Below are 24598 nucleotides of genomic sequence, written 5' to 3'. Positions count from 1 at the left end.
AGATTAAAGTGATGCGATTGTTTCTTGGTTTTGGCTATATTTACCAGCAGTTAAGTAATTATTAATATTGTCAACATTTGTACCGTGTTGCTCTACAAAAGTAGTCAGTTCTTGATTATTACAAGTCACGTTTTCTACAACAAAGCGTTTACTTAACCCGGTTTTCTCAATCGCTTTTGATAACTTTAATTTGCTACCTTCAGTAGCGACTACGCATAATTTGCTAGTAACATAATCATCTGCAGCTACGTACTCAGTTGCAGCACTAGCCATACCGATTGAGCTAAGAGTTAAAACTGAAGTTGCGATTATTTTAGTAAATGTGTTCATCATATTTTCCTATTTAGTTAAGTTATGTAAGTAGTCGTTGTGACTTACTATAGCTTTTGCAACTGAGGTGCCAATTTTTATTTGTTATATAAAACAATGGCTTATGATTTAATTGAGATCTTTTAGAATGTGTCAACAATAAATTTGACCATGAAATTGGTTAATTTGACTAAATTTTGGTTTGTTTTTATTGGCTTATTCGAAGAAATTTACATTAGGTGTAAGGCTGACTCCCATTGCCACTCATTAATGCCGAGTTAGGTGGCTACTGAAGCGCCTTGATACTGAACCTGTAGGCTGTTTAGTGTTACGAATAAAACAGGCAGGTGGGTTTGCCTTGTATGTTAGTGACTGTTATCGGCATATCGTATATATGACTTAAAACTGAGTCTTGCATTATGTCAGTGGGACTGCCGTTGGCCACCAGCTCACCATTTTTTAGGGCGATTATGGTATCGCTATAGTGTGCGGCAAAGTTAATGTCATGTAGGACCACTACCACTTGTTTGTTTAATTCGTCGCAAGCTTGGCGCAGCTGTTTCATTATGCTCACGCTATGTTTGATATCGAGATTATTAAGCGGTTCGTCTAACAGAATCGTTTGGGTGTCTTGGGCTAATACCATGGCTATAAACACTCTTTGTCGCTGCCCGCCAGATAACTGGTCAATAAACCTATCTTGTACTGCTTGTAAATCAACATATTCAATACATTGCTCAACTATTTTCAGATCTTCCGCGCTAGGTCGCCCTTGGTGATAGGGGTAGCGTCCAAATGTGATTAAGTCTTTAACCTGAATACGAGCATTGGTATGGTTGTCTTGGCGTAATATAGACAGCTTTTTAGCTAGTTGATTAGCGGGTATTTGCTGTATCGGGCTGTTATCTAATAGTACTTCCCCAGCACTTGCTTTTTGTAGTCGGCTCATAAGAGACAAGCATGAGGATTTACCCGAGCCATTTGGTCCTATGATAGAGGTAAGGCCGGTATCTGCTAGGGTTAAATTAATGTCTTTAAGGACTTGTTTTTGACCGTAGCTTAAGGCTACATTTTTAAATTCAATCATGATTTGGCTTGTTTAATTACTAGGGCTAAAAATACTAGGCCACCTACACACTCTATCACTATGCTTAGGCGAGTGTTGAATGAGACTAAATGTTGCAAGATAAACTCTCCTAAAACCAAAACCAAGACTCCTAGCAAGGCGGCAAAAGGTAATAATATTTTGTGTTTGTAACTGCCCGCTAATTGGTAGGCTAAATGTACAACTAGTAAGCCTAAAAAGGTAATGGGACCTACCAAGGCAGTCGACATACCGACTAAAATGGCTATTAATATGAGTAGATGCTGGGTTAAACGTGCGTAGTTTATGCCTAAGCTGTGGGCGGTTTGTTCCCCTAGCAAGAGCACATCTAGTTGGTGATGATATCTAAACAAATACACAAACGTCGCAGCTAATAATAAATAGGATAATTGCACTAAAGCTATGGACGGAGATGAAAACGAAGCAAAAAAGGCATCTTGAGCTACGACTGATTGGCTAGGGTCCATCATACGAAACACTAAGCCATTGATACTACTTAAACATATCCCTAACACTACACCACTGAGTATTAATAATTGTATAGATTGGGCAGAGCCTCTAAATAGAAATTTAGACAGCAGTAACATCATGCTGGTCATGATAGTTATCTCGATGGCCCATTTTGTATATTCATTCAGTATTGAGTAACCGCTGGCTCCTATCAGCACTATCAACACAGATTGAATTAGCATGTATAAGGCATCAAACCCCATAATGGATGGCGTTAAAATTTTATTTTGGCTGATAGTTTGGAATAGCAAAGTGGCGATGGCGATAAAAATCCCCACTAACACCATACTGATTAGCTTTTGACCTCTGAATTCAAGTGTAAAGGCCCAAGATGCTTTAACGTTCCAGGTTAAAAATAAGGTACAAGCTAAAATTACTGCCACCGCCAGCAGAGCTAAGCGGGTAAAAGGTGAAAGCTTAAGTTTAGGCACTGCTTGCTTAGTCATGTCGCGTTTGCCTTAGCAGTAACCCTAAAAATATGGCACTGCCCACCACTCCCATTATGACGCCAACAGGTATCTCAAAAGGATGTACTAATATACGCGCTAATATGTCACACACTAAGGCTAGCATAGCGCCCATACATGCTATTAGTGGAATAGAGCGGCGCAAATTATCCCCATAATATAGACTAATGATGTTTGGCACTATTAATCCTAGAAATGGTAATACCCCAGCAATCACAACAGTAATGCCTGCCACGCTAGCCACAAGTGTAATCCCAATGGCAAATACATAGCCGTAATTTAATCCTAGATTGGTGGCGACGTTTTTCCCTAAGCCAATTATGGTAAAACGATCAGCAATAAAATAGGCTAGACAAGTTAGCAGGCCAGCAAACCATAATAGTTCGTAGCGACCTTGCAATATCATTGAAAAGTCGCCTTGAATCCACACCCAAACAAATTGCATAAGATCTTGCTGGTAAGCAATAAAATTAACCACAGCGCCAATCACTCCAGCATAAATAATTCCTACTAAGGGCACCATAATGATAGAGCGAGTGTGTAGCTTTTTGATAAGCAATAGAAAGCTCATTGCCCCCAATATAGAAAACAATACAGAGACGCTTAACTTAACGGTAAGAGAGGCTTGGGGGTAAAAAATAAGTAGTAACAACATACCAAGGATGGCCCACTCCACTGTGCCTGTGGTGGTAGGCTCTACAAATTTATTGTTAGCCAACATTTGCATGATGACACCTGCAACAGACAAAGACATACCAGACAATACAATCGCTATCGTTCTTGGTATCCGTGTTTGACTGAGCAATTGCCAGTCAAAGCTGGCACTATCTAGTGTGATAGAACCCAGTAGTAAGCTAGTGATAATTAGGCCAACAAATACTAAGGCCCAATAAAGATAGGTCTTGGTCATATTGGCTGCTGGGGTGTCATCAAGTTTTATTACTCTATAAGGGCGCTTTGTATTTGCGCTAAGATTTTATTCATGGCACTAACTCCTGTACCAACTGTGTACCAGGCATAGCCGTCTAACATAATAACTTTATTATTTTGATAGGCTTTCAGGCCTTTTATAAGGTCGTTCTCTAATAGTTGTTTAGCCATACCTGTGTCTTTACCAATGGCAATATCACGGTCAAGTACTAATAAAATGTCCGGATTGAGCTTACGTAAATATTCAAAAGACACTGGGTCACCATGATGTGACAGAGCATTCTCATCTCCAGCGGCTTCAAAACCTAGTTCAGTGTATAGCCAACCAAATCGAGACCCGGGGCCAAATACTGTGATTTTACCGCCTGTGGTCATCACAAACATCACTTTACCGCCTTGTTTAGCCTTAGCTTTTATCTTGGCTACCTGTTGCTTTATGTCAGCAATGGCTTGGGCTGCAAGTTCTGGCTGGTTTACTAAGGAGCCAGACTCTTGGGTGATAAGGTAAAATTGTTGCAGATAGTTATCACCCCAAACTGTGCTATCAAAGGTTGGAGCAATACTTTTCATCATTTTTATTTTGCTTTGGGTCCGGCCACCAACAATGATCAAATCTGGCTCAAGGCTGGCGACGGTCTCAAAATCTGGCTCAAACATAGAGCCCACATTTATGTACTCATCTCCTTGGAACTTAGCTAAGTAATTAATGGTATGGCTTTTAGGTACACCTAATACTTGCACACCCAAATAATCAAGGGTGTCGATTTGTGCTAAGTCAAATGACACCACTTTTTGCGGGACGCTGTCGGTTGTTGCAGCCTGTAACCAGCTTACTTGCAATAAAGTTAAACTAGTCAGTATCAATACGAATAATTTTTTCATGTTAGGTATCCATCACTTCGTGGCGCTGTGCATGATAGGTTTCCTCATTTTGTTGATTCCGCCAATAGGGCACTGCATATAATGATTTTTTATCAAAGTCTATTTGTCGCAAGTACTTGCGAATGCTGACAACTGTGAGGTGTTCTCCTGCGAGAGCAATACTCCACTGATCCTTGGTGTTGCTAATTTGTAAGTTACGAACCAGCTCAAGTATTTCAGACTTATCCGTAAACTTTTGTTCTACAAAAGTAATTTGATGCTCTCTCGCTGCAAAGTATTGTTGGGTTATCAAGGTTTGATTAACGTTATTTTCAAGCTCAATAATTACATGCACACTATCCTTGTGAGTAAGCGTATTCAATACTGCTGCAATGGCTGGCATGGCAGATAAATCTCCCACCAGCAAGTGTTGTTTAGCACTTGAGTTTACCATAGTGATTAAACCTGGGCCGGCAAAGCCAAGTATATCCCCAGGTTTGGCCATTTTGGCAAACTCGCTGGCAATGCCATAGTCTCGGTGCAATACAAAATCGACTGTTATAGTTTGATTTTCAGCATCAAAGTCAGCAATAGAGTAAGTTCGGGCTAAGGGCTTTTTGTCTGCTTCAGGCCATACTATTTTATCGTTTTCGTCCCGTTGAGGCAGCACGAGTTCTGCCTGATGGGGCTGTTTAAAAAATAGTTTAATATGTAAGCCTGCAAAAAAAGCAGGGATCCGCTCGCTAGTGAGCTCAGGAGAGCTCAAAACCAAACGGTTAAGAGCGCCTCCCATTGGGGTAACCGATACAAGGGTTAATATAATTGCAGTCATATTTTAAAATTTATATTGAACTGTGGCTTTTATATTGCGGCCCGGTTCAAAGTCTTGCAAATACAGCTCACCGAATCGTGGGTGGAAAGATATACCTGTACGAGATGATTGTGATGCATAAAACTCATCAAAAACGTTATCTATTCCAAATACTAAGGTTAGTCCTTTAACTGCATCTGGGGTCCAGCGGGCTGACATATTGTGTACTACAAACCCATCTTTACTGTTATCTAGGGTCGCGCCATCTAAATCAACACCAGAGTCAACATCTTGCACACTTTGTATTTCCCAAGAGGTAACAATATTCGCATCTGCAAATGTGTAGTTTAGGTTTAGGGTGAAAGTGTCACCTTGCTGACGGTCTAGCCTAGCGTTTTGTAAATCAGTGTAATCAGCAAAGGCTGATAATTCACTTTCTGCACGAGACACTGTAAATAAAGTGGTAAAAGCTTTATAGCTGTATTCAAAATAAGCTTCAAAACCATCTATGCTCATATCACCTACATTGTCTTTCCATGAACCTCCTATTTCTTCAGGTGCTGTTGCGTAGTCATAGATATAATCATTTACTTCGGTTTTAAATAAGGTTGCACCTAAGGCAATGCTTTGGTTTTTATCAATCTCAGTTTGATAAGCGAAAGACAGTTCAAGGTTTACCCCAGTTTCTTCTTCAATATCAGCATTAGCTGTGTCGTAAAGACCTGCCCCAATAAATACTTCGCTGATTTCAGGGCCTTTAAATATCTCGGTTGCACTTAAGCGAAATAACAAGTCGTTGCTTGGTGCATACTCTAACGCTAATGCTAAGTTAAAGGCGTTAAACTCATCATCAACTACCGCTGAGTCAATATCGTAACTTTCATAACGCACACCAGGGATGACACTAAATTGTTCACTGACATTAATTTTATCTTCTACAAACAATGCTAGCGTGCTAGAGGTTTCTCCAGACGTTGCTGTGCTGTCTGTGAACTCTCCTCTGTAGTCGGTATCGTGCTTTACATAATCAAAACCATAGGTTAGCTCATGGCCAATTGAACTATCGATTAGTGTATTGGCTAACAGGGTTGCACCTGTATTGGTTGCTTCACCTGTTATAAAGCCTGCACTAGCTGCAAAAGCGGCGTTATCGGCCCAACCAGATTCATCACGTTTTAGCTCGCTGGTATTTTTATACACAGCTGCTTTTATCACTGTATTATCTATGGTGAGATCGTAATTAAGGGTTAAGGTGTCACGGGTGAGTTCGGTTGGCCACAATAATGGAATACCTAAAGAGTTGGTGATGGCTAGGTCTGTAGCAAGGCCCATATCAGGGCGATAACTATAATCACCTTCATCTTTATAAGACTCATACCCTATTTCGAATCTCTGGTTGTCATTTAGGTTGTAGCCAAACTTAATCAGTGTGTCTCTTAATTCTCCTTCAAGACCGCGCACAATGCCATCTGTACCCTCAATCACTTCGCCACTTGAGTTTAATATTTTGCCACCACCTACTTCATAGTTGTCACGATTTACAGCATTGTGATACACCAAAAAGTCAGCATTATCCGATAACATGCCATAGGCTGTAGCAGATAAGGTTGTACCTGAATTATCGCCAGCACCCAATTGCACACGGGCACCAAACTCTTGGTCTTTGTCTAGCAAATCGGCAGCTTGTTTGGTTTCAAAGCGAACTGCACCGCCGATACCGCCGTTTATTACACTGTTAGTCCCTACGTTAATATCTACTGATTGTAAGATGTCGGCATGAATTTGTAGGTTTCCTAAATGGTGATACATGTAAGAGTTTTGTCTTGCACCATCTATAGATATTTGCAGATCTTTATCGTCCATACTGCGTATGGTAATACGTTGGTTTAATGAGTGAGCTCCACCTACATCAATACCTGGGATGACGCGCAGTAAGTCACTGATATGGTCTGCTTGCTTATCGGCTATGGCTTGTTGTTTTAAAAACAAAGAAGAAGTTTTAACCTCTGTTCCCCAGACCGTAACATTTTCTACTGATGCTTCGCTGTCGCTATCTTCTTGTGATAAAGCTTGTAAAGACGTTAAAGATACCACTACTGACAAAGCAATAGCAGAATAACGCATTTTTGTTGAAGTGAGTTTCATAGGTTTACCTTACAATAATAATTTTAATGAGAACAATTATCATTAAGATACCATTGTGGTATATTTAACGTTCTAGCCTTTGTTATGATTTTTAATCAGCGTGTTATGCAATATGGTCACCAGCCATAAGGAGAAGGAAGTGGGCGAGTTTAATGCGGTATCTAAGATAGAGTTATCAAGGAAATTATCCAACACAGGGTGTGAACAATTTCTATTATCGCCAGCTTTTCAAGATCAAGATCCTCTCATGTTAGGTAACTTAGATTATCAGAGCTTACCTAGTGGTATTAATGTACATGTGGCTAATATGCTCGAACAAGAAAACGCTCAATGCAGCTCTGAAATAGAGCCCAGTATTTGTGTTTGTATCCTTCTTGAGGGGGTGATTGAGTTCAGTTTAAATCAAAATACCTTCTCGATTTCTGCTGAGCATGGCCCTAGAGTTTTCGCTTACTCCAACAATAAAACCGTGATTTTTATGCGTAGGTTAGTCGAAAATAATAAGGTCAAAAAAGTAAATATATCAGTGTCTCAAGAGTGGTTGCAGCAAAGACTGAGATCGTTCACAAGCTTAGGGACTAACGGCTCTTTTTTTGAAAATGATATAGTTGTTAAAGAATGGTCCTGTGACCAACAGGTACTCAATGTATGCGAGCAATTTTTTGAACATCGCAATAATCAGAATATGTTAACAGACCTCTATTGCGAACAATATGCACTGACATTGTTTAGTAATAGCGTAAAGTATTTATTAGATGATTCTTACCATGAGCATTCGAGTATACAAACTCCAAGTCGCTCACCATTTAGGGCATTTGAAAAAGAAGTCGATGCCTTTATTTTTAGCAAACACAATGGCACCGATATTGCCAAAAAGTTAGGTACTAGCTTGAGTACCTTACAGCGTTATTTTAAAGAATATCATCGCTCTACCTTGTCTGATTACTTACGTACCAAAAAGCTAGAAGCTGCTCGCCATGCTTTGATTTTTGATGGTAAAACCATTGGAGAAGTGGCATATATGGTGGGCTATAACCACTCATCTAATTTTGTGAGCGCATTTAAAAAACACTTTGACCAAACCCCTACTGAATTAGTGAAGCAATATGCAGCCTATAAAGTTTAGTTAGCGGAACCTAGTTTTGCGCCTTTTTGGGTAAGGTTTTCTAAAACACTGTTTATTACTAGTTGGGTACGATAATTTACTTGTGAGTCTTCGTGAGTGACCAAATATACAGACTGACCTTCAGTGTGAGGTGAGTCTATGGCCTGCATTAGCTTGCCTTGTTTTATGTCTTCTTCAACTTCAACAATATCTGCTAAAACCATGCCCATTCCTAAACGTGCTGCTTCTATTGCTTGGTAGGCATATTCAAAATAAGTGTGCTGCTTTGCTGTATTGCCATCTAAGGTATGATGCTCAAACCAAGTAAACCATTGCTGTAAACTGTCGTGAATTAACGGGTAACCCAATAGTTGTTCTACATTCTGCACCGGCAGGCCTTTTAACAAGCTAGGGTTGCAAACAGGCACGTAATACTCATCGTAAAGTTTACTGACTACTCGGTTGGGATCCTTTGGCTTACCTAAACACAAAGCCATATCTAAATTAGAGGGTAGTGACTGTTGCTGAGGTTCTAAGGTTTGCAAATTGAAGGTTATTTCAGGGTATTGTTGTTGTACTTTTGCTAATACAGGTAATAACCAATTGAGCATTATGGTGGCTGTGGTGCCAATCACTACCTCACCTGCAACTAAAGTGGGGTCGAGGGAGTGCAGGCCTTTGTTTAATTCAGAAAAAGCACTTTGAATAGACGCCAGTAGGCGACTGCCCGGTGCGGTGAGTCGTAATTTATTATGTTTGCGTTCAAATAACTGTGTACCTAACCGAGCTTCAAGCAATTTTATATGACGACTAAGGGCCGAATGAGACACAAACATCTCTTGAGCCGCGCGGCGCATATGGCAATGACGGCCAGCCGCTTCAAAGGCGAGCAGGGCATTTAAAGGTATTTGTCGCAAATCTAAGTAAGGGCTTTGGTTTGGCTTCATAGGGTACTTTTTTCTATAAAAATAGGTCTTCGGTTATTGGTCTAATATTCTAACCAATATGGTAAAAAATCATTGCTTGAGTAATTAAAATGTAACCATAAACTAAGTACATGTTTTTCGGTAGGGTGTTTTAAATGAAATCTAACTTTTTTCGACGTAGTGAGCAGGGCGGAACCTCACGCTTAGATTACTGGAGCATGGACTCTGAATACGCAGAACTACAAGAAGTACTAATTGGCCCAATGGATTATTACGATTGGCAAACAGGTAATGCTATGTCACGGCGTTCACTTAGGCTAGGTCGTGAATACAATAAACAAGTGGCCCAGCAGCAATATCAAGAAATGTTAGACGTTTACAAACACTGCGGTGTGAAAACTCACATTTTAGAAGCAAGTGAACATTTACCCTATCAGATTTATGCCCGGGACTCTTCGGTGTTAACGCCTTGGGGGCCAGTAGTGACCCAAATGTATAGCCCATGGCGACGGGGTGAATGGGCTGAAGTAATGCGCTTTTATCAAGAAAACAACATTCCTATTTACGATGCAATTACCGCAGGCTCTTTTGAGGGCGGGGATTTTATGGTGCTTGAACCCGGAGTCATCTTGTGTGGTTATACGGGGGAACGCACCAGTGAAGCAGGTCTCAATCAAATGTGCAGCTGGGTAGAAAAAGAAGGCTGGGAATTTAAGTCGTATCAGTTTGACCCGTATTTTTTGCACCTAGACGTTAAATTTGCCATGTTGTCAGAAAAACTAGCCGCTGTGTGTACTCAGGCGGTAGAGGACGAATTACTGGATTGGTTAAAAGCCAGAGGCATTGAAATTATCGATATTTCTTATCGTTCGGTATTAGAGCTTGGCGTAAATGTGGTGGCTTTAGGTAAAGACAGAGTGCTAATTCCAGAAGCCAGCCAAGAGCTAATCGGTAAAGCAAAAGCCCATGGATTAGAGGTATATGCGCCAGACATGTCAATGTTTACTTCAGGCGGTGGTGGCGTACATTGTATGTGCCAACCTTTAAGCAGAAAAGACGCATAGGAGCATCAAAATGGCATTGCAAATTAATGGTGAAAGGTTATGGGATACCTTGATGACCATGGCTGAAATTGGTGCTACAGATAAAGGTGGCTGTAATCGCCAAGCCTTAACTGATTTAGATAAAGCAGGGCGGGACCTATTTGTAAATTGGTGCGAAGCAATTGGCTGCGAGCGCAGAGTCGATGAAATGGGCAACATGTTTTTACGCAAAGCTGGCACTGACAACAGTTTACCTCCGGTATTAATGGGCAGTCATTTAGATACTCAGCCAACAGGCGGAAAGTTTGATGGTGTGTATGGTGTATTAGGTGGTTTAGAGGTGTTACGCACTTTACATGATGCCAATATTACTACATTGCATCCAATAGAAGTCGCGGTTTGGACCAATGAAGAAGGGGCGAGATTTTCCCCGGCCATGGTGGGCTCTGGAGTCTGGTGTGGTGATTTTTCGTTAGATTACGGATGGCAGCGAAGTGATAAGCAAGGGGCGACTATCAAACAGGAGCTTGAGCGTATTGGGTATTTAGGCGATGCACCCTGTGCGCCTTTTCCTATAAAAGCGGCCTTTGAATTACACATTGAGCAAGGGCCCATTTTAGAAGCTATTAATAAACAAATTGGCGTGGTGAAAGGCGTACAAGGCATGCGTTGGTATGATCTAATTATCCATGGCCAACCAGTTCATGCGGGTCCAACCCCTATGGAACAGCGTAAAGATCCAGTGAAAGCTATGTCTCAAATCGTTGCTAAGTTGTATGCCCTGGCCGATGACTTTGCGCCCCAAGCTAGAGCCACGTTTGGCGATATTAATGTCAGCCCAGGCTCTCGTAATACCGTACCAGAAACCTTGACAATTACGGTTGATTTACGTCACCCAAATCAAGACACATTGCAGAAAATGGATGCTAAATTTAGAGAAACTTCTGAAAAGGTGTGTGCAGATTGTAATGTGAAGTTTGAAATAAAAGACGAGTGGAATTCTCCTGCGGTAGCTTTTGATGAGGCTTGTATTAATGCCGTACGGTCATCAGTTACCGCTATGGAACTTCCATTCGAAGAAATGTTTTCAGGGGCAGGGCATGATTCGGTTTATGTTTCGAAAGTTGCCCCCACATCTATGATCTTCATCCCTTGTGAAAAAGGGATAAGCCATAATGAAGCAGAAAATGCCAAACCTGAAGATATCTCAGCTGGGTGTCAGGTTTTGTTAGGTGCAGTGCTAAAACTCGCGACTCAGTAATGATGTCGTTAGCAATAATAAATTAAGGTATAAAATGAAAAATTTTCAACAACTCTATATTGATGGTCAGTGGGTCAATAGCCAAGGCAACGAAAAGCTAGACGTTATTAACCCAGCTAATGGGGAAATTTATGCAAGTGTACCGGCTGCCAACGAACAAGATGTAGATTTAGCCATAGATGCTGCAAGCCAAGCATTTTTAGCTTGGTCAGAACAATCTTCAGAAATCCGTGCTGCCGTAATTAACGAAATAGCAGACGGTATGCAAGCTCGAAAAGATGAAATTATAGAGTCTATTGTTGCCACTATGGGTTGCCCTATTACTTTTTCTGACGACTACCAAGTGCAAAGCTCTATTGATGCATTACGCAGCTTTGCACCTTTAGCTGCTGAATTAGACAAACAAGACACCCATGAAAATCATGTTGTAGTCAGTGAAGCTATTGGCGTTTGCGTGTTGATTAACCCTTGGAATTACCCGTTATCACAATTAGTGGGTAAGCTAGGGCCAGCGCTAGCTGCTGGCTGTACTATGGTGGTTAAACCTGCTGAACAAACGCCTATTCAAGATTTGATATTGGCAGAAATTATCGACCAAACCAGCCTACCTAAAGGTGTCTTTAATTTACTAACCGGTGTGGGTAGTCAAATTGGTGAGCGTTTATGTAGTCACCCTAAAGTGGATATGGTGTCGTTTACGGGATCTACTGGCGCAGGTATAAAAGTGGCCCAAGCTGCAGCTCCAACGGTTAAAAGAGTGTGTCAGGAATTAGGCGGAAAATCCCCTTACATTATTGCACCAGGTGCTGATTTAGAGGCCGCGGTACGTTACGGGGTTGAAGATGTAATGCTTAACTCTGGGCAAACCTGTAGTGCATTAACCCGCATGTTAGTGCCAGCTGCACAACTGGCTGAAGTAGAGGCGATTGCCAAAACTGTAGCCGCTGAATGGCAACTAGGTGATCCAATGCTGGCAGAAACCAACATGGGGCCGTTGAGTTCGCACCTGCAACAAAGCCGAGTTTTGGTTTATATCAAGAAAGGCATAGAAGAAGGCGCGAAATTATTGTGCGGTGGTACTGACGTCCCTGCTGAATTTAGTAAAGGGGCCTATATAGCACCGACTATATTCTCAGAAGTCAGCAACGATATGGCTATTGCCCAAGAAGAAATTTTTGGGCCTGTGCTCTGCATTATCCCTTACAACAATATTGAAGATGCAATTGTACAAGCCAACGATACTCCCTTTGGTTTAGCCTCTGCGGTTTATGCTGCTGATCGCACAGAAGCAATGAGAATTGGTAAAAAATTGCGTGCTGGCCAATGTTATTTACAGGGGGCTTACTTCACGCCAGACACACCATTTGGTGGTTATAAACAATCTGGAAACGGTCGCGAGTGGGGCCTTGAAGGGCTCAAAGAATACACAGAAACCAAAGCATTGTTGATTGATGCTGATGCAAAATAAGCTTAAGTCGTTAAGTTAATGATGGCGTGTTTTTACACGCCATTTTTTATATGTAGTTAGGAATTTTTATGCGTTACGCGCCACTTACTCAAGCTATTCAAGGGGAAACCGTTGACGCTTGGGATATTCATTTTAAAGCCACAGCATTAAAAGAGCAGGACCCAAGTGTCATTGTTCTAAGTATTGGGGACCCAGACTTTGATACTCCAGCGCCTATTGTCGAAAGTGCAGTAAAAAGCTTGCGAGGGGGGGACACCCACTATGTCGATATTGAAGGCAGAGATCACCTGCGTAATCAAATTGCAGCTGACCACCAAGCGAGTTGCGGTCAGCAAGTTACCAAAGATAATATAATTTTACTGGCAGGGGCACAAAATGCCTTGTTTGCAACGTCTATGTGCATTTTAGAGGCAGGCGACGAAGTCTTAGTGTTGCAACCTAATTATGTCACCTACGAAGCTTGTATTCAGTTAACAGGAGCAAGGTTGGTGCCTGTTTCTATGGACGTAGACCATGATTTTTGTCTCGATGAAAACGCCCTGCTACAAGCCATAACAGATAAAACAAAAGCGATTTATTTTGCCACGCCCAGTAACCCTAGTGGCGTGATGCTTACCAAAGGTGAATTACAATTTATTGCTGATTTAGCCATAAAACATGACTTATGGGTTATGTCAGACGAAGTGTACAGTAATACCATTTTTGAAGGAGAGCACGTTAGCATTGCTGGATTAGATAATATGGCCGAGCGCACAGTGACGTTAAATAGTTTATCTAAATCTCACGCCATGACGGGATGGAGAGCTGGGTGGGCCATAGGACCTACTGAGTTAATTTACCATCTAAGTAACTTATCTTTGTGTATGCTCTATGGTTTACCGGGGTTTGTTCAAGAAGCGGCCTATACCGCGCTAACCGATCCCAATGCTTTGGCCGAAGCTGAACAAATGAGGGTGACCTATCAACGCCGTCGAGATCGTTTGTTAAGCTGTTTCAATCTGCAGCCATTGTTAACCTGCGTACCACCTAAAGCGTCTATGTTTTTATTAGTTAATGTGAGTCAAACCGGGTTAGACGGTCAAGCATTTGCAGAAATGTTATTCGAACAACAAAAAATTGGGGTGTTGCCCGCTACCGCATTTGGAGAATGTGCTGCCAACTATATTCGAATTTCTTATGTTGTGGACGATAAGCAATTGGATGATGCTTGCGCACGAATTGAAGCATTTATGGCACAGTTTACTAAGGTATCAAACAAGTAACCAACAGCTATATTTGCTTGATCCTCAAACAAATAGATTTAAGTGTTCGATTGCTGTTTTGAGTAATCGAACCTGAACTCTACTCCTTAAAAATCTCTCGTTTGATATGATTATGCGCTAGTCGATGAGCCAACCTTTACAGACCCTCTAAATTTTTTATTCATACTTTCTAGTTATTTCTCGTGTATTTTAACTATTTTTTTACTTTTTTTGTTGCAAGCTAATTAGGCTGTATTGCTTATAAATAAAAGGATGTTCGGCTAGACGAACGCTTGTTCGAACTCAAAAATAGCAGGGTTTGAATGTCAGCTTGTTTTTCGGACGCTAAACTTTGATTTTTAAAATAATTTCCACTTCATTGATTTTGTATGGCAATAATTTAATTCAAATCAGTAACCAATTTTGACTACATTAATTTGGGATAGACTATGAACACACCACTTAAAATTAGTATTTTAGCAGGCGCAATGTTTGCTTTAACTGCTTGTAATAATGGCAATGACGCAAGTGCCATTGAAGACACTAAGGCCGCAGAAATTTGGCCTAAATTAGATATAGCAGTAAAGCAAGACCAAGAGGTTGAAGCCACGGTAAAAGAGATTATGGCTTCGATGACACTGAAGCAAAAAGTTGCGCAAATGATCCAACCTGAAATCAGAGATATTACGGTAGAAGATATGCGTACCTATGGTTTTGGTTCTTATCTAAATGGTGGTGGGGCATTTCCTAATAACAACAAACATTCGACAGCTGAAGATTGGATCAAATTAGCGGATGATATGTACTTAGCTTCAGTTGACGATAGCGTAGATGGAACAAACATTCCTACTATGTGGGGAACAGATGCCGTTCATGGTCACAACAATGTTATTGGTGCAACGTTATTCCCCCATAATATTGGTTTGGGTGCAGCAAATAACCCAGACCTAATTGAAAAAATAGCCAGTGTAACAGCCACTGAAGTGATGGTGACGGGTATTGATTGGGTATTTGCGCCAACGGTGGCTGTGGTTCGTGATGACAGGTGGGGTCGTACCTATGAAGGGTATTCTGAAGATCCAGAGATCGTCAGAAATTACGCTGCGTCAATTGTAAAAGGTCTGCAAGGTCATGCAGATAAAGATTTTCTTTCAGATAGCCGAGTGATCAGTACTGTAAAACACTTTATCGGTGATGGAGGTACAGTCAAAGGGGATGACCAAGGCGATAACATAAGCGATGAACAAGAACTATTTGATATACATGCGCAAGGGTATGTGGGCGGCCTAACAGCTGGCGCGCAATCTGTTATGGCGTCATTTAATAGTTGGCATGGTGATAAAGTTCATGGCAATAAGTACCTGTTAACTGATGTGCTAAAAGACAAAATGGGATTTGATGGATTTGTTGTTGGTGATTGGAATGGCCATGGCCAAGTTAAAGGGTGCACTAACGATAGCTGCCCACAATCTATCAACGCCGGTTTAGATATTTTTATGGTGCCAACCGATGCTTGGAAACCATTATATGAAAATACCATCGCCCAAGTAAAAGATGGCACTATTCCTATGTCACGGATCAATGATGCGGTGACCCGTATCTTAAGAGTGAAGGTGCGTGCAGGTTTATTTGACAAACCTAGCCCTGCGGACCGTAAATTTTCTGGCAAGACTGAATTGATTGGTCAACAGAGTCATAGAGACGTGGCTCGCCAAGCAGTAAGAGAGTCGTTAGTACTGTTGAAAAATAAAAATAATTTACTTCCGTTAGACCCTAAACTGTCGATTTTAGTGGCAGGTGATGCTGCAGATAACATAGGCAAGCAATCTGGTGGCTGGTCTATTACGTGGCAAGGTACTAATAACACTAATGCAGACTTTCCTGGTGGCACTTCAATTTATGATGGATTACAGCAGCAAGTTACCGCAGCTGGTGGCACTATTAATCTAAACGTTGATGGTGAATTCGAAAACAAACCTGACGTTGCTATTGTGGTTTTTGGTGAAGAGCCCTATGCAGAAGGTCACGGCGATAGAGAAAATTTAAGCTATCAACAGGGTGACAAGCGAGACTTAGCTTTAATTAAAAAACTTAAAGCTCAAGGTATACCGGTTGTTTCCATCTTTATTTCTGGAAGACCTATGTGGATCAATGCTGAGTTGAACGCGTCTGACTCCCTTGTGGCAGCTTGGTTACCGGGCTCTGAAGGAAACGGAGTAGCAGAAGTGGTGTTAGCTAATACTGATGGTTCGGTGCAACATGACTTCAAAGGTAAGTTATCGTTTTCTTGGCCTAAGTCTGCAGAGCAATCAAATGTTAACTTTGGTGATACTGACTATGCGCCATTATTACCTTATGGCTTTGGTCTGACTTATCAAGATGAGAATGTTTTAGATGATAACTTATCTGAATTCGTAGCCTTAGATGTAGACAAAGCACAAGTAAGACACCTATACACAGGCGCTATGCACCAGCCTTGGTTAATGCATCTATTTACTGGAGATAAAGAAATGCTAGTTAGTGCTAACTCTCACCATATGGAAGGTTTTTCATACCGTACTGTGGATAGAAAAGTTCAAGAAGATTCATTTTCAATCAAGTTAGATGGTAATGAATTAGCGGGCGTGAGAATTAGAAGCAAGAGTAGTTTCAGAGAAGATATCACTAAGGATTTATTACTTCAAAGTAGCTTGTCTATGTTAGTTAAACTGGATAGCAAACCAACTGATAAAGTGTATATTGCTATGAATTGCGAAGCGTTTTCTGAAGAGAAAGGTAGCTGTCGCACTCAGTTAGACATAACAGAGTCAGTTAACGCTCTGCCATTAGATGAGTGGTCTAGTTTAAGCTTCGACTTGAAGTGTTTTGCTGATAAAGGCATAAAATTCGAAAAAATAGTGTCACCGTTTTCTTTAGAGTCTGAAGGGGCATTACAAATATCTGTGTCGGATATAAACCTGGTTCCTCAAACTGCAAAAGAAGCGACCATTAGTTGCCAATAAGGCTAAACCAACTTAACTAAAAAGTTGCTCTGTGGTGAATGATATCCAAAGAGCAGCTCGAGTGAGTTAAAGCCTACAAAAATGATAATGCAAAGGTTGGTATGAATGACCAACCTTTTTAATTTTTCATGGAGCAAGCATGAAAGCTCGTCCAATTTTTTGGCCTCTGGGTATTTAAGTTAACCTCTGGTCACTCTTTCACATAAATTCATAGGATCCCCTTTGAGAATAGGCTAGCATTTGTCACCTAGTGGATTTTGGCCGAATTTTTCAAATTAACCCAATAGCCTGTGTATTATAAAATTTGAAAGCAAACTACTTAACTACGGCTAAATTATTAAAGCGGATATCTAATTTAAGTTTATGAGTAGCGTCGTTTTTAATTTGAATGACATCATTCTAGTGATGACATTTGTACTTTCTATTTTGTTTGCGCTAATGCTTATCTCTAGCCATAGAATGCCTGATGTTAGTGCTTACTTACTATCGGGGTTTTTAGGAAGCCAAGCCTTAATTGCATTTCATGAGTTAACATTTTTTGGAGTAAGATTTAGGTTTGAAGTGTTGGACTTTGAACCCAACTTGTTTTTTGTAGGGAGCCTCGCTTACTGTTTAGATGCGGCTTTGTTGTATTTTTATATTAGATCCTCAGTATACAGCGACTTTAAAATTACCAAAAAAGATTTGCTTCACCTTATTCCCTTTGTGGCATATGCCATTTATCTAATTGTGGTTTACTACAGCCTCAGTGACCTTGCGAAACAAATATCCATCGAAAATTGGGAGCTTTATCACACCTGGCATTTCATCGCCTCTGACACTGCTATAAAACTGTTACGTATGTTCTATATAGTGAGCTGTTTTGTACTTATTGCCCGTTATCACTCGCGCCATAAAGAAGCCCGTGCCGATATCTCTACCATTGATTTGAACTGGCTTAAGTTATTACTTGTTGGTTTTTTAATTATTATGTTTGTAGAGGTCATTTTAAGTGTCCTTAAAGTGGTGAATTTAAGTGTTGAGATTGATGTTTCTACCCTTATTGGTTTGGGGCTGTTTTCTTATTACGCTACCTTTTTACTTGTAGTTTCACTGTTATTTTATAGTGTCACTAAGTCCCATTCTATTATGCCAATACTTGCGCAAACTCCTGAACAAGTCGGGGATGACAAAAATGCGCAACAACCCAGCTACACTCAGCGCATTGAAACCATTATGGAGTCTGAGAAGCCTTATCTTTTACCTGATATCACCATAGATGAATTAGCAAAAACACTAGATGTATCTACTAAGGATTTATCTGTCACGTTAAATCGTCACTTTCAGGTTAATTTCTATGAATTTATCAATAAATATCGTATCGATGAGGCAAAGCAGTTACTCGTTAATGCACCTCAAAAATCGATAACAGAGATTTTTTATGAAGTAGGGTTTAACAGTAAATCCGTGTTTTATACTTTTTTTAAGAAAAAAGAAGGTATGACGCCATCTGAGTATAAAAAGCGTAATACATTAAACAATGGGTAATATAAAGATTACTGATGGTATGACAGTCGATATAAGTCGTAATGGTCGTAGGCTACGTAAGCCCTTCTCAGTTTAGTCGAGAGTTTAAACGATTATATGGACAGTCTTCTGCGCAGTAGAGGCCTTTTAAGATGACTTATTGAGCATAGCTCAGTTCAAGATTTTTTATGCCTTTAATCAATTACGGTTAGCTAAATAGACAGTGGTAATCTGTAAAATAAAACAAAGGTTCTTAACGCTAAAATGCGCAAATTTAATTTCTGGAATTTAATATTTATAGTCGTTATTCCAGTCGCAGTTTTGTATCAGTTTTTTTGGGATTTTTACCTTAAAAGTTTGCCTCAGCAATTCTGGTTGGCAGGCTCATCAAGTCAGCTTTTACTACTTAAAGGTGCAGGTGAGTTGGCGATGTATTCAGTTATGCTTTGGCTTTTAATCTGGAAAACAAAAACAAGCTTGAATAAAATCCAATTCATAGTTAGCACTTTACTTGGATGCATTATTTTATACACTGGCTATTCTTTGTTACCCCTAATTTAAAGAGGTAAATAAACTATGAAGTTTACTGCTCTGCTATGTATTGTGGGCTTAACTATTTTAGGTTTCTACTCTAACGAGGCTAGAAAGGAAGTCTATTTTCTTTGTGGAAATTTTACGCAAGGAGTCTCTTACCTTAGTGTTACCAAGCAATTAGACACCACACATTTATCAACTTACACAATAGAAAAGTTGCAGCTAGGTAAACGAATTGTTCATAGTAGTTGGCTTAATTTACACCTAGTTAAATGTAATATTAATTTTAACAATAATGATTTAGTGGTATCAGCATTTTATGAAAGCCCATAACAGAAGCCAGTTAAAAGCTTGCTGTATAAATTAGACTTAGTATAAGGTGGAGATGCTTAAAAACTAAACTTATCTTTTAAATGACTTTTTCATAATAAAACTAATAAAGAGAAGTGCATTGAATACATTACGAGAATTAATGGCAGCCCTGCCTAAAGCTGAATTACATCTGCATTTAGAAGGTTCGGTGATGCCACACACCTTAATTGAGCTAGCTGCGAAAAATAAGGTAGTGCTACCAGAATATGACAAGCCTGAAGATTTATATGAGTTCGATAAAGATTTAGGAGCTTTTCTAAATGTTTATAATTTGGTTTGCGAGTCTATTGTCGATCATCACGACTTTGAGCGAGTAACCTACGAGTGTTTAGCTAATTGCCACAAACATGGGGCTCGTTATGTTGAGTTATTTTTCAGTCCACAGGCGCATTTTAAATATGGTGTCTCTTATGCTACATGTCTAAAGGGGATTGTGGCCGGTAAAAATCGAGCTTCTCAAGACTTGGGAATTGAGTGCCAACTTATCCCCGGAGTTAATCGAGAAAAGCCTGCAGATGAAAACCTGGCATTTTTGCATACTATTCTTAACACCCAGCGTGACCAAGTTATCGGTATTGGCTTAGACTATTATGAAAGTCCATTCCCTCCAGAAATACACTTAAAAACCTTTCTGTTAGCCAAAGAGCAGGGTTTGCGTTTAACCGCTCACGCGGGTGAAGCTGGCCCCGCCGAAAATGTACAAAAGTCGGTAGATATTTTAGGCTGTGAGCGTATCGATCATGGCTATCATATTGTAGATTCCCCCGAAATGCAGGCAGAGTTTTCCAAGGGCGAAATAGTGTTCACCGTATGCCCATCAACTACCACAATTACTACTCATTGGCATGATCTAGCAGACCCACAACATGCCATTAAACGTATGGTAGAAGGTGGCTTAAAGGTAATGATTAACTCGGATGATCCTCCCATGATGGGCACTGATTTAGCCAATGAATATGTGCTGCTGGTTGAACAAATGGGGTTTTCTTTATCAGATATCAAAGGTTTTATTCTAAACGGTATTGACGCTGCTTGGATAAGTGAAGATAAAAAGGCTTATTGGCATAAAGAGTGGGCCAAAGAAATCGATGATTTATTTTCTAAATACACAACAAATGTTCAATCAACCTTGGTGAAGTCTAATAGTGGCGGAGTAGTAAATCATGACCAGTAAGCTATTTTCAAACCTAGGTTTACGGCCTGAACTCAATGCTTTTTTTACGTTTTTCTTTGACATTGTAGTTACCTTGTTTGTGATGCTGGGGTTGCTGTCGTTTGTGGGATTTCCGGTTACTTTTATTATTGAAAAAGTTACTCCTGCGTTAGCCTTAGGGGTCCTCTTAGGTAACCTTGTGTATAGCAGAATGGCCATTAGCTTAAGCAGGCAAACAGGTGAGCAAAAAACCGCAATACCTTTAGGTATTGATATCACAAGTGTAGTGGCGATTATTTTACTAATTGTTGGGCCCTCATTACAATTTTTTAACGCAGAGTTTGAGGACCCTGAAAAAGCCTTACTTTACAGTTGGTATGTGGGAATGGGGACGTCATTATGGTTAGGCATAATCAAGTTTGCCCTAGCTTTTTGTAACGATGCTATTCGCCGTTTTATTCCTATGGCTGGCATGCTGGGCTCAATTGCTGGTGTCGCTTTTGTGTGGTTAGGGGCAAACCCAGTGTTGTCGGCGTTTCAAATGCCTTTAATTGGTTTGTTGGCGTTAATTATTTGTATTGTTAGTTTAATGGCCCATGTTAGATTACCTGTAGGAGCCCCGGGTGCTTTGGTGGCCTTGCTGATTTGCTTGCCCCTCTACTATGTGTTTGAAAACTTTGGATTTATACCACAACACACAGGTTTGGCTAACAGTGCAGACATGTTAGGGCTGCACCTTCCTTATTTGCAGATGGGAGGGCTAGAACATTTATTCGGGTATACTCTAGGCTATCTAGCGATAATTGCACCACTAGCTATCTTGGTTTCTGTTATTGCAACTAACATAGTTGCCGCTGCTCGGTTATCTAACCTTAACTATTCCACACGAAACGTGATTATCGCTGATGCAGCTGCCACCTTTACTATTGGGCTGTTTGGTGGGGTAGGGCAAACCACACCTTATCTGGGGATCGAAACCTACAAACGCATGGGGGCAGGGCATTTATATTGCGTGTTTACCATAATTGCTATGTTAGTGATTTGTTTTAGTGGCTTGCTAAACTTTATGCTCAGCTACATTCCAGAAGCTGTGTTTCTGCCGCTTTTGGTCATAGTGTGTATCGACATTATCTCCTTGGCGTTTTCTAGTTCAAAAACCAAAGAATCGAATCATACTCCAGCCATCATAGTGGCAATGATCCCAGCCGTAATTAACCTAGTCTATGTAAAAATGGATGAGTTACTGAACACTGTGCATTTTGGTTTGATGTCTGCCCAAGCAAAAATTGATGGCGCAATAGAAGGGGGATTAGCATCTGAGCTGCACTTTGGGCTTAATACTCTGTTGTCAAACCACTGGTACAATGGTTATTACGCTATGCGGGTGTTATCTCAAGGATATATTCTTACGGCAATATTTTGGGGAGCAACTGTGGCGTTAATGATGGATAAACGCTTAAAACAAGCATCCTACTTTTTAGCTGTTGCCAGCGTGTTCTCCTTATTTGGTATCATACATTCGGTTACCGCAACTGGCTCTATGTATCTTCCTTGGGATTTACCCGTAGATTTAGCGCCACGTTTACTGTCATTGCCCTATGAAATTTCAGGGGCGTATTTCATCAGTGCGCTATTTTTGTTTGGGCTTTCGTTTCAAGAAAATGCAGCGCCTAAAAGCTAATGTTAGTGAAGAATGACTGGGTACCCAATTGCAGCTCCTTGATGGGTATGAATCTCTTTAATTATCGCTGAAAGCTTGAGCCTATGAAGATTAAGAAAAAAGAAATAGCTGAATTTATTTTGTCAAATATGACTGCTCGTACCTATGAAAAGGCAGCATTAGATAGTTTAATTTCCACAATCGTCAGCTATCAATATTTATCCCAGCCTATGTACGCTATCGATCACTTAAGAAGGGCTTTAGTTGATTACGGCTACATGGAAAAAGACCCATCGACCGACGTCTACGTGATTAAGGCTGGGGTGTTCGGTTTACAACAAAGGCATGAGCTGATTCAAGATAAGCTTGAGCAAGTAGCGAAAAAACATCCTGAAGAAAAAATTGAATGTAATTATTGTGATTACGTGGCAAAACCTGTCGCTATGTTAAATCATTATTTGAAAAAACATGATTTTGACAGATATTTACAGCATATTACCAAAGAGTTTGGAAATGATTATAGTCATCGCTAATAAGAAGAAAGGCAGCAAGGAAGAATAGTTAAATATCTTACTTGCTGCTTTGTTTTGGAATTTCAGGGGGCTTGCTACCATTCACTTTCAGGTATTTCTACAACTAAGCCATCGTGTTCTGGGGCTAGAAATATCTGGCAAGACAGACGACTGTTTTCTTGAACATTGTCTATGGCATTTTCAAGAAGGTCGGTTTCCATATCATCGGCTGGGGTTAATTTTTCTTTCCAGCTGTTGTCAATAAAGCAGTGGCAAGTGGCGCAGGAGCAACAGCCACCGCAATCAGCGCTTATCTGTTCGATGCCATTGTCTACGGCTGTTTGCATTAGGCTGTCGCCATCGTTAGCAGCTACCGTAATCTGACTTTCGTCTGGTAAAATAAAGGTAATATTTGGCACTTTGTACTCCTATTTATTCTGTAAAAATACTGTTTAGATCTTGCGAGCAATCTGCCAGTTTGATTTTATTCACCTTGGGTAGGCTATGTAAATATTTACGGGTGATCATAAACGATTTAGGTTGGTTTATGGCGTCGACTGCTATGAGGTTGTCACCAGAGAAATAGAATACAGCCAAGCTTTTTTCAGACTCTTCACGGACCACAACCTCATCATAACCTGCAGATATACCTGCAATTTGTAGCTTTGCATCATATTGATCAGACCAAAACCATGGGGTAGCTGAGTAGGGCGTTAAGGTGCCGCAGATTGCTAAGGCTGCAGTTTTAGCTTGGTCTGTGGCATTTTGCACCGACTCGATACGCATTTGCTTTTGATACATGGGGTGATAAAAGCTTACACAGTCACCAATGGCGTAAATATTAGCATCTGAAGTTTGCATGTATTGGTTTACTTTAATGCCGTTTTCTACCGCTAATCCGGCATCTTCTGCAAGGGACTGTTCGGGGTTAACCCCTATACCTGCTACCACTATATCCGCTGGATACTGCTTACCATTGGCAGCTTGTACTGCTACAACCTTGTTATGCTCGCCAATTATTGCAGTTGCGCCCGCAAGTACTTCAATATTTACGCCATTTGCCTTTTGTAGTGCACTCAAATATTCACTTACTACTGGGCTAGTAAGGTGTTGCAGTGGGCGTTCGCTATTGATCAGTAAGGTGACATTTTTGCCGAGTTTTTTGAGTGACGCTGCGGCCTCTAGCCCTATGTAACCGCCACCAATGACAACTGCGTTATTGGCCTCTGGCAATTGGTCTCTTAAGCCAAGGGTGTCTTGATGATCCCGTAAATAATGCACCCCTTCTAGGTCGCTACCAGGAATTGTCAATTTACGAATTGAAGCACCGGTAGCCAGTATTAGTTTGCTGTAGCTGAGTTGCTCTTGATTATCTAAAACTACCAGTTGTTTTTGTCTATCAATTTTTACAACCCGCGTACCTAGGCGTAAATCAATGTCTTTTTGCGTGTAAAAGGTTTCAGGGCGCAGCCATAATCTTTGTTCTGGCAGGGTATTTTGCAAAAACGCTTTGGACAGAGGGGGTCTTTGATAAGGTAACACCTTGTCTGCGCTAATCAGTGTAATAGGATCCGTATATCCTTGCGCGCGCAGGTTAATGGCAGCCTGAACGCCGCCATGGCTAGCACCTATAATGATACAACTCATAATCGATTACTCTGTACTATGTTCGTTTCT

General features: G+C 40.6%; 22 protein-coding genes. 12 read left to right on the top strand and 10 right to left on the bottom strand.

Annotated elements, in window-relative coordinates:
• Window positions 1-3: 3 nt before the first annotated feature.
• The 7 genes from EOK74_RS16630 to EOK74_RS16600 form a co-directional block, all read right to left on the bottom strand.
• Complete coding sequence (locus EOK74_RS16630) at window positions 4-333, bottom strand: DUF3718 domain-containing protein (RefSeq protein ID WP_239024142.1); 330 nt, start codon at window positions 331-333, stop codon at window positions 4-6.
• A 304-nt stretch (window positions 334-637) separates the two neighbouring features.
• Window positions 638-1396, bottom strand: coding sequence for an iron ABC transporter ATP-binding protein (locus tag EOK74_RS16625; RefSeq protein ID WP_133471234.1), 759 nt, complete (start codon window positions 1394-1396; stop codon window positions 638-640).
• On the bottom strand, window positions 1393-2370 hold the full coding sequence (locus tag EOK74_RS16620) for an iron chelate uptake ABC transporter family permease subunit (RefSeq protein WP_133471233.1): 978 nt from the start codon (window positions 2368-2370) through the stop codon (window positions 1393-1395). Before EOK74_RS16620 ends, EOK74_RS16625 begins: the two co-directional genes overlap by 4 nt.
• The gene (locus EOK74_RS16615) at window positions 2363-3301 is read right to left on the bottom strand and encodes an ABC transporter permease (RefSeq protein WP_133471232.1); all 939 of its coding nucleotides are present in this window, start codon (window positions 3299-3301) and stop codon (window positions 2363-2365) included. The genes EOK74_RS16620 and EOK74_RS16615 overlap by 8 nt, the downstream gene beginning before the upstream one ends.
• 29 nt (window positions 3302-3330) lie before the next feature.
• On the bottom strand, window positions 3331-4203 hold the full coding sequence (locus EOK74_RS16610) for a siderophore ABC transporter substrate-binding protein (protein WP_133471231.1): 873 nt from the start codon (window positions 4201-4203) through the stop codon (window positions 3331-3333).
• A gap of 1 nt (window position 4204) precedes the next feature.
• Window positions 4205-5014 carry a siderophore-interacting protein gene (locus EOK74_RS16605; protein WP_133471230.1) on the bottom strand — a complete coding sequence of 270 codons (810 nt, stop codon included), beginning with the start codon at window positions 5012-5014 and terminating at the stop codon, window positions 4205-4207.
• A 3-nt stretch (window positions 5015-5017) separates the two neighbouring features.
• Window positions 5018-7138, bottom strand: a complete 2121-nt coding sequence (locus EOK74_RS16600) for a TonB-dependent receptor domain-containing protein (RefSeq protein WP_133471229.1) — start codon at window positions 7136-7138, stop codon at window positions 5018-5020.
• Window positions 7139-7277: 139 nt separating this feature from the next.
• On the opposite strand from EOK74_RS16600, the gene EOK74_RS16595 reads away from it, so the two are divergent.
• The gene (locus tag EOK74_RS16595; RefSeq protein ID WP_166638794.1) at window positions 7278-8264 is read left to right on the top strand and encodes a helix-turn-helix domain-containing protein; all 987 of its coding nucleotides are present in this window, start codon (window positions 7278-7280) and stop codon (window positions 8262-8264) included.
• Here EOK74_RS16595 and EOK74_RS16590 read toward each other — a convergent pair.
• The gene (locus tag EOK74_RS16590; RefSeq protein ID WP_133471227.1) at window positions 8261-9190 is read right to left on the bottom strand and encodes a LysR substrate-binding domain-containing protein; all 930 of its coding nucleotides are present in this window, start codon (window positions 9188-9190) and stop codon (window positions 8261-8263) included. The two genes, EOK74_RS16595 and EOK74_RS16590, sit on opposite strands and share 4 nt — an antisense overlap.
• Window positions 9191-9324: 134 nt before the next feature.
• On the opposite strand from EOK74_RS16590, the gene EOK74_RS16585 reads away from it, so the two are divergent.
• The 11 genes from EOK74_RS16585 (at window position 9325) to EOK74_RS16535 (ending at window position 22942) form a co-directional block, all read left to right on the top strand.
• On the top strand, window positions 9325-10233 hold the full coding sequence (locus EOK74_RS16585) for a dimethylarginine dimethylaminohydrolase family protein (RefSeq protein WP_133471226.1): 909 nt from the start codon (window positions 9325-9327) through the stop codon (window positions 10231-10233).
• Window positions 10234-10243: 10 nt separating this feature from the next.
• Window positions 10244-11473, top strand: a complete 1230-nt coding sequence (locus tag EOK74_RS16580) for a Zn-dependent hydrolase (protein WP_133471225.1) — start codon at window positions 10244-10246, stop codon at window positions 11471-11473.
• Between the two features lie 34 nt (window positions 11474-11507).
• The gene (locus EOK74_RS16575; protein ID WP_133471224.1) at window positions 11508-12941 is read left to right on the top strand and encodes an aldehyde dehydrogenase family protein; all 1434 of its coding nucleotides are present in this window, start codon (window positions 11508-11510) and stop codon (window positions 12939-12941) included.
• A 68-nt stretch (window positions 12942-13009) separates the two neighbouring features.
• A complete protein-coding gene (locus EOK74_RS16570; RefSeq protein ID WP_133471223.1) occupies window positions 13010-14203 on the top strand; it encodes a pyridoxal phosphate-dependent aminotransferase in 1194 nt (397 codons plus the stop codon).
• 428 nt (window positions 14204-14631) lie between these two features.
• A complete protein-coding gene (locus EOK74_RS16565; protein ID WP_133471222.1) occupies window positions 14632-17184 on the top strand; it encodes a glycoside hydrolase family 3 protein in 2553 nt (850 codons plus the stop codon).
• A 363-nt stretch (window positions 17185-17547) separates the two neighbouring features.
• Window positions 17548-18711 (top strand): AraC family transcriptional regulator, encoded by a 1164-nt coding sequence (locus EOK74_RS16560; RefSeq protein ID WP_133471221.1) that lies wholly within the window; start codon window positions 17548-17550, stop codon window positions 18709-18711.
• Window positions 18712-18752: 41 nt separating this feature from the next.
• Window positions 18753-18830: a hypothetical protein gene (locus EOK74_RS21295; protein WP_420818935.1), complete on the top strand. Its 78-nt coding sequence runs from the start codon at window positions 18753-18755 to the stop codon at window positions 18828-18830.
• A 436-nt stretch (window positions 18831-19266) separates the two neighbouring features.
• Window positions 19267-19557 (top strand): hypothetical protein, encoded by a 291-nt coding sequence (locus tag EOK74_RS16550; protein WP_133471220.1) that lies wholly within the window; start codon window positions 19267-19269, stop codon window positions 19555-19557.
• Window positions 19558-19675: 118 nt separating this feature from the next.
• Entirely contained in the window at window positions 19676-20770 is a 1095-nt protein-coding gene (add, locus tag EOK74_RS16545; RefSeq protein WP_133471218.1) for an adenosine deaminase, read from the top strand.
• Window positions 20760-22430 carry a hypothetical protein gene (locus EOK74_RS16540; RefSeq protein ID WP_133471216.1) on the top strand — a complete coding sequence of 557 codons (1671 nt, stop codon included), beginning with the start codon at window positions 20760-20762 and terminating at the stop codon, window positions 22428-22430. Before add ends, EOK74_RS16540 begins: the two co-directional genes overlap by 11 nt.
• A gap of 83 nt (window positions 22431-22513) precedes the next feature.
• On the top strand, window positions 22514-22942 hold the full coding sequence (locus EOK74_RS16535) for a hypothetical protein (RefSeq protein WP_133471214.1): 429 nt from the start codon (window positions 22514-22516) through the stop codon (window positions 22940-22942).
• 74 nt (window positions 22943-23016) lie between these two features.
• Here the strand turns inward: EOK74_RS16535 and EOK74_RS16530 are convergent, their stop codons facing one another.
• Together EOK74_RS16530 and EOK74_RS16525 are read right to left on the bottom strand one after the other, a co-directional pair.
• On the bottom strand, window positions 23017-23340 hold the full coding sequence (locus EOK74_RS16530) for a 2Fe-2S iron-sulfur cluster-binding family protein (RefSeq protein ID WP_133471212.1): 324 nt from the start codon (window positions 23338-23340) through the stop codon (window positions 23017-23019).
• A gap of 13 nt (window positions 23341-23353) precedes the next feature.
• Window positions 23354-24568, bottom strand: coding sequence for an NAD(P)/FAD-dependent oxidoreductase (locus EOK74_RS16525; protein WP_133471210.1), 1215 nt, complete (start codon window positions 24566-24568; stop codon window positions 23354-23356).
• Window positions 24569-24598 lie beyond the last annotated feature (30 nt).

The organism is Paraglaciecola marina, assembly GCF_004360155.1.
Classification (GTDB): Bacteria; Pseudomonadota; Gammaproteobacteria; order Enterobacterales; family Alteromonadaceae; genus Paraglaciecola; species Paraglaciecola marina.
The sequence above is the reverse complement of the archived record's forward strand: the minus strand, read 5'-3'. Positions and strand labels throughout refer to the sequence as shown.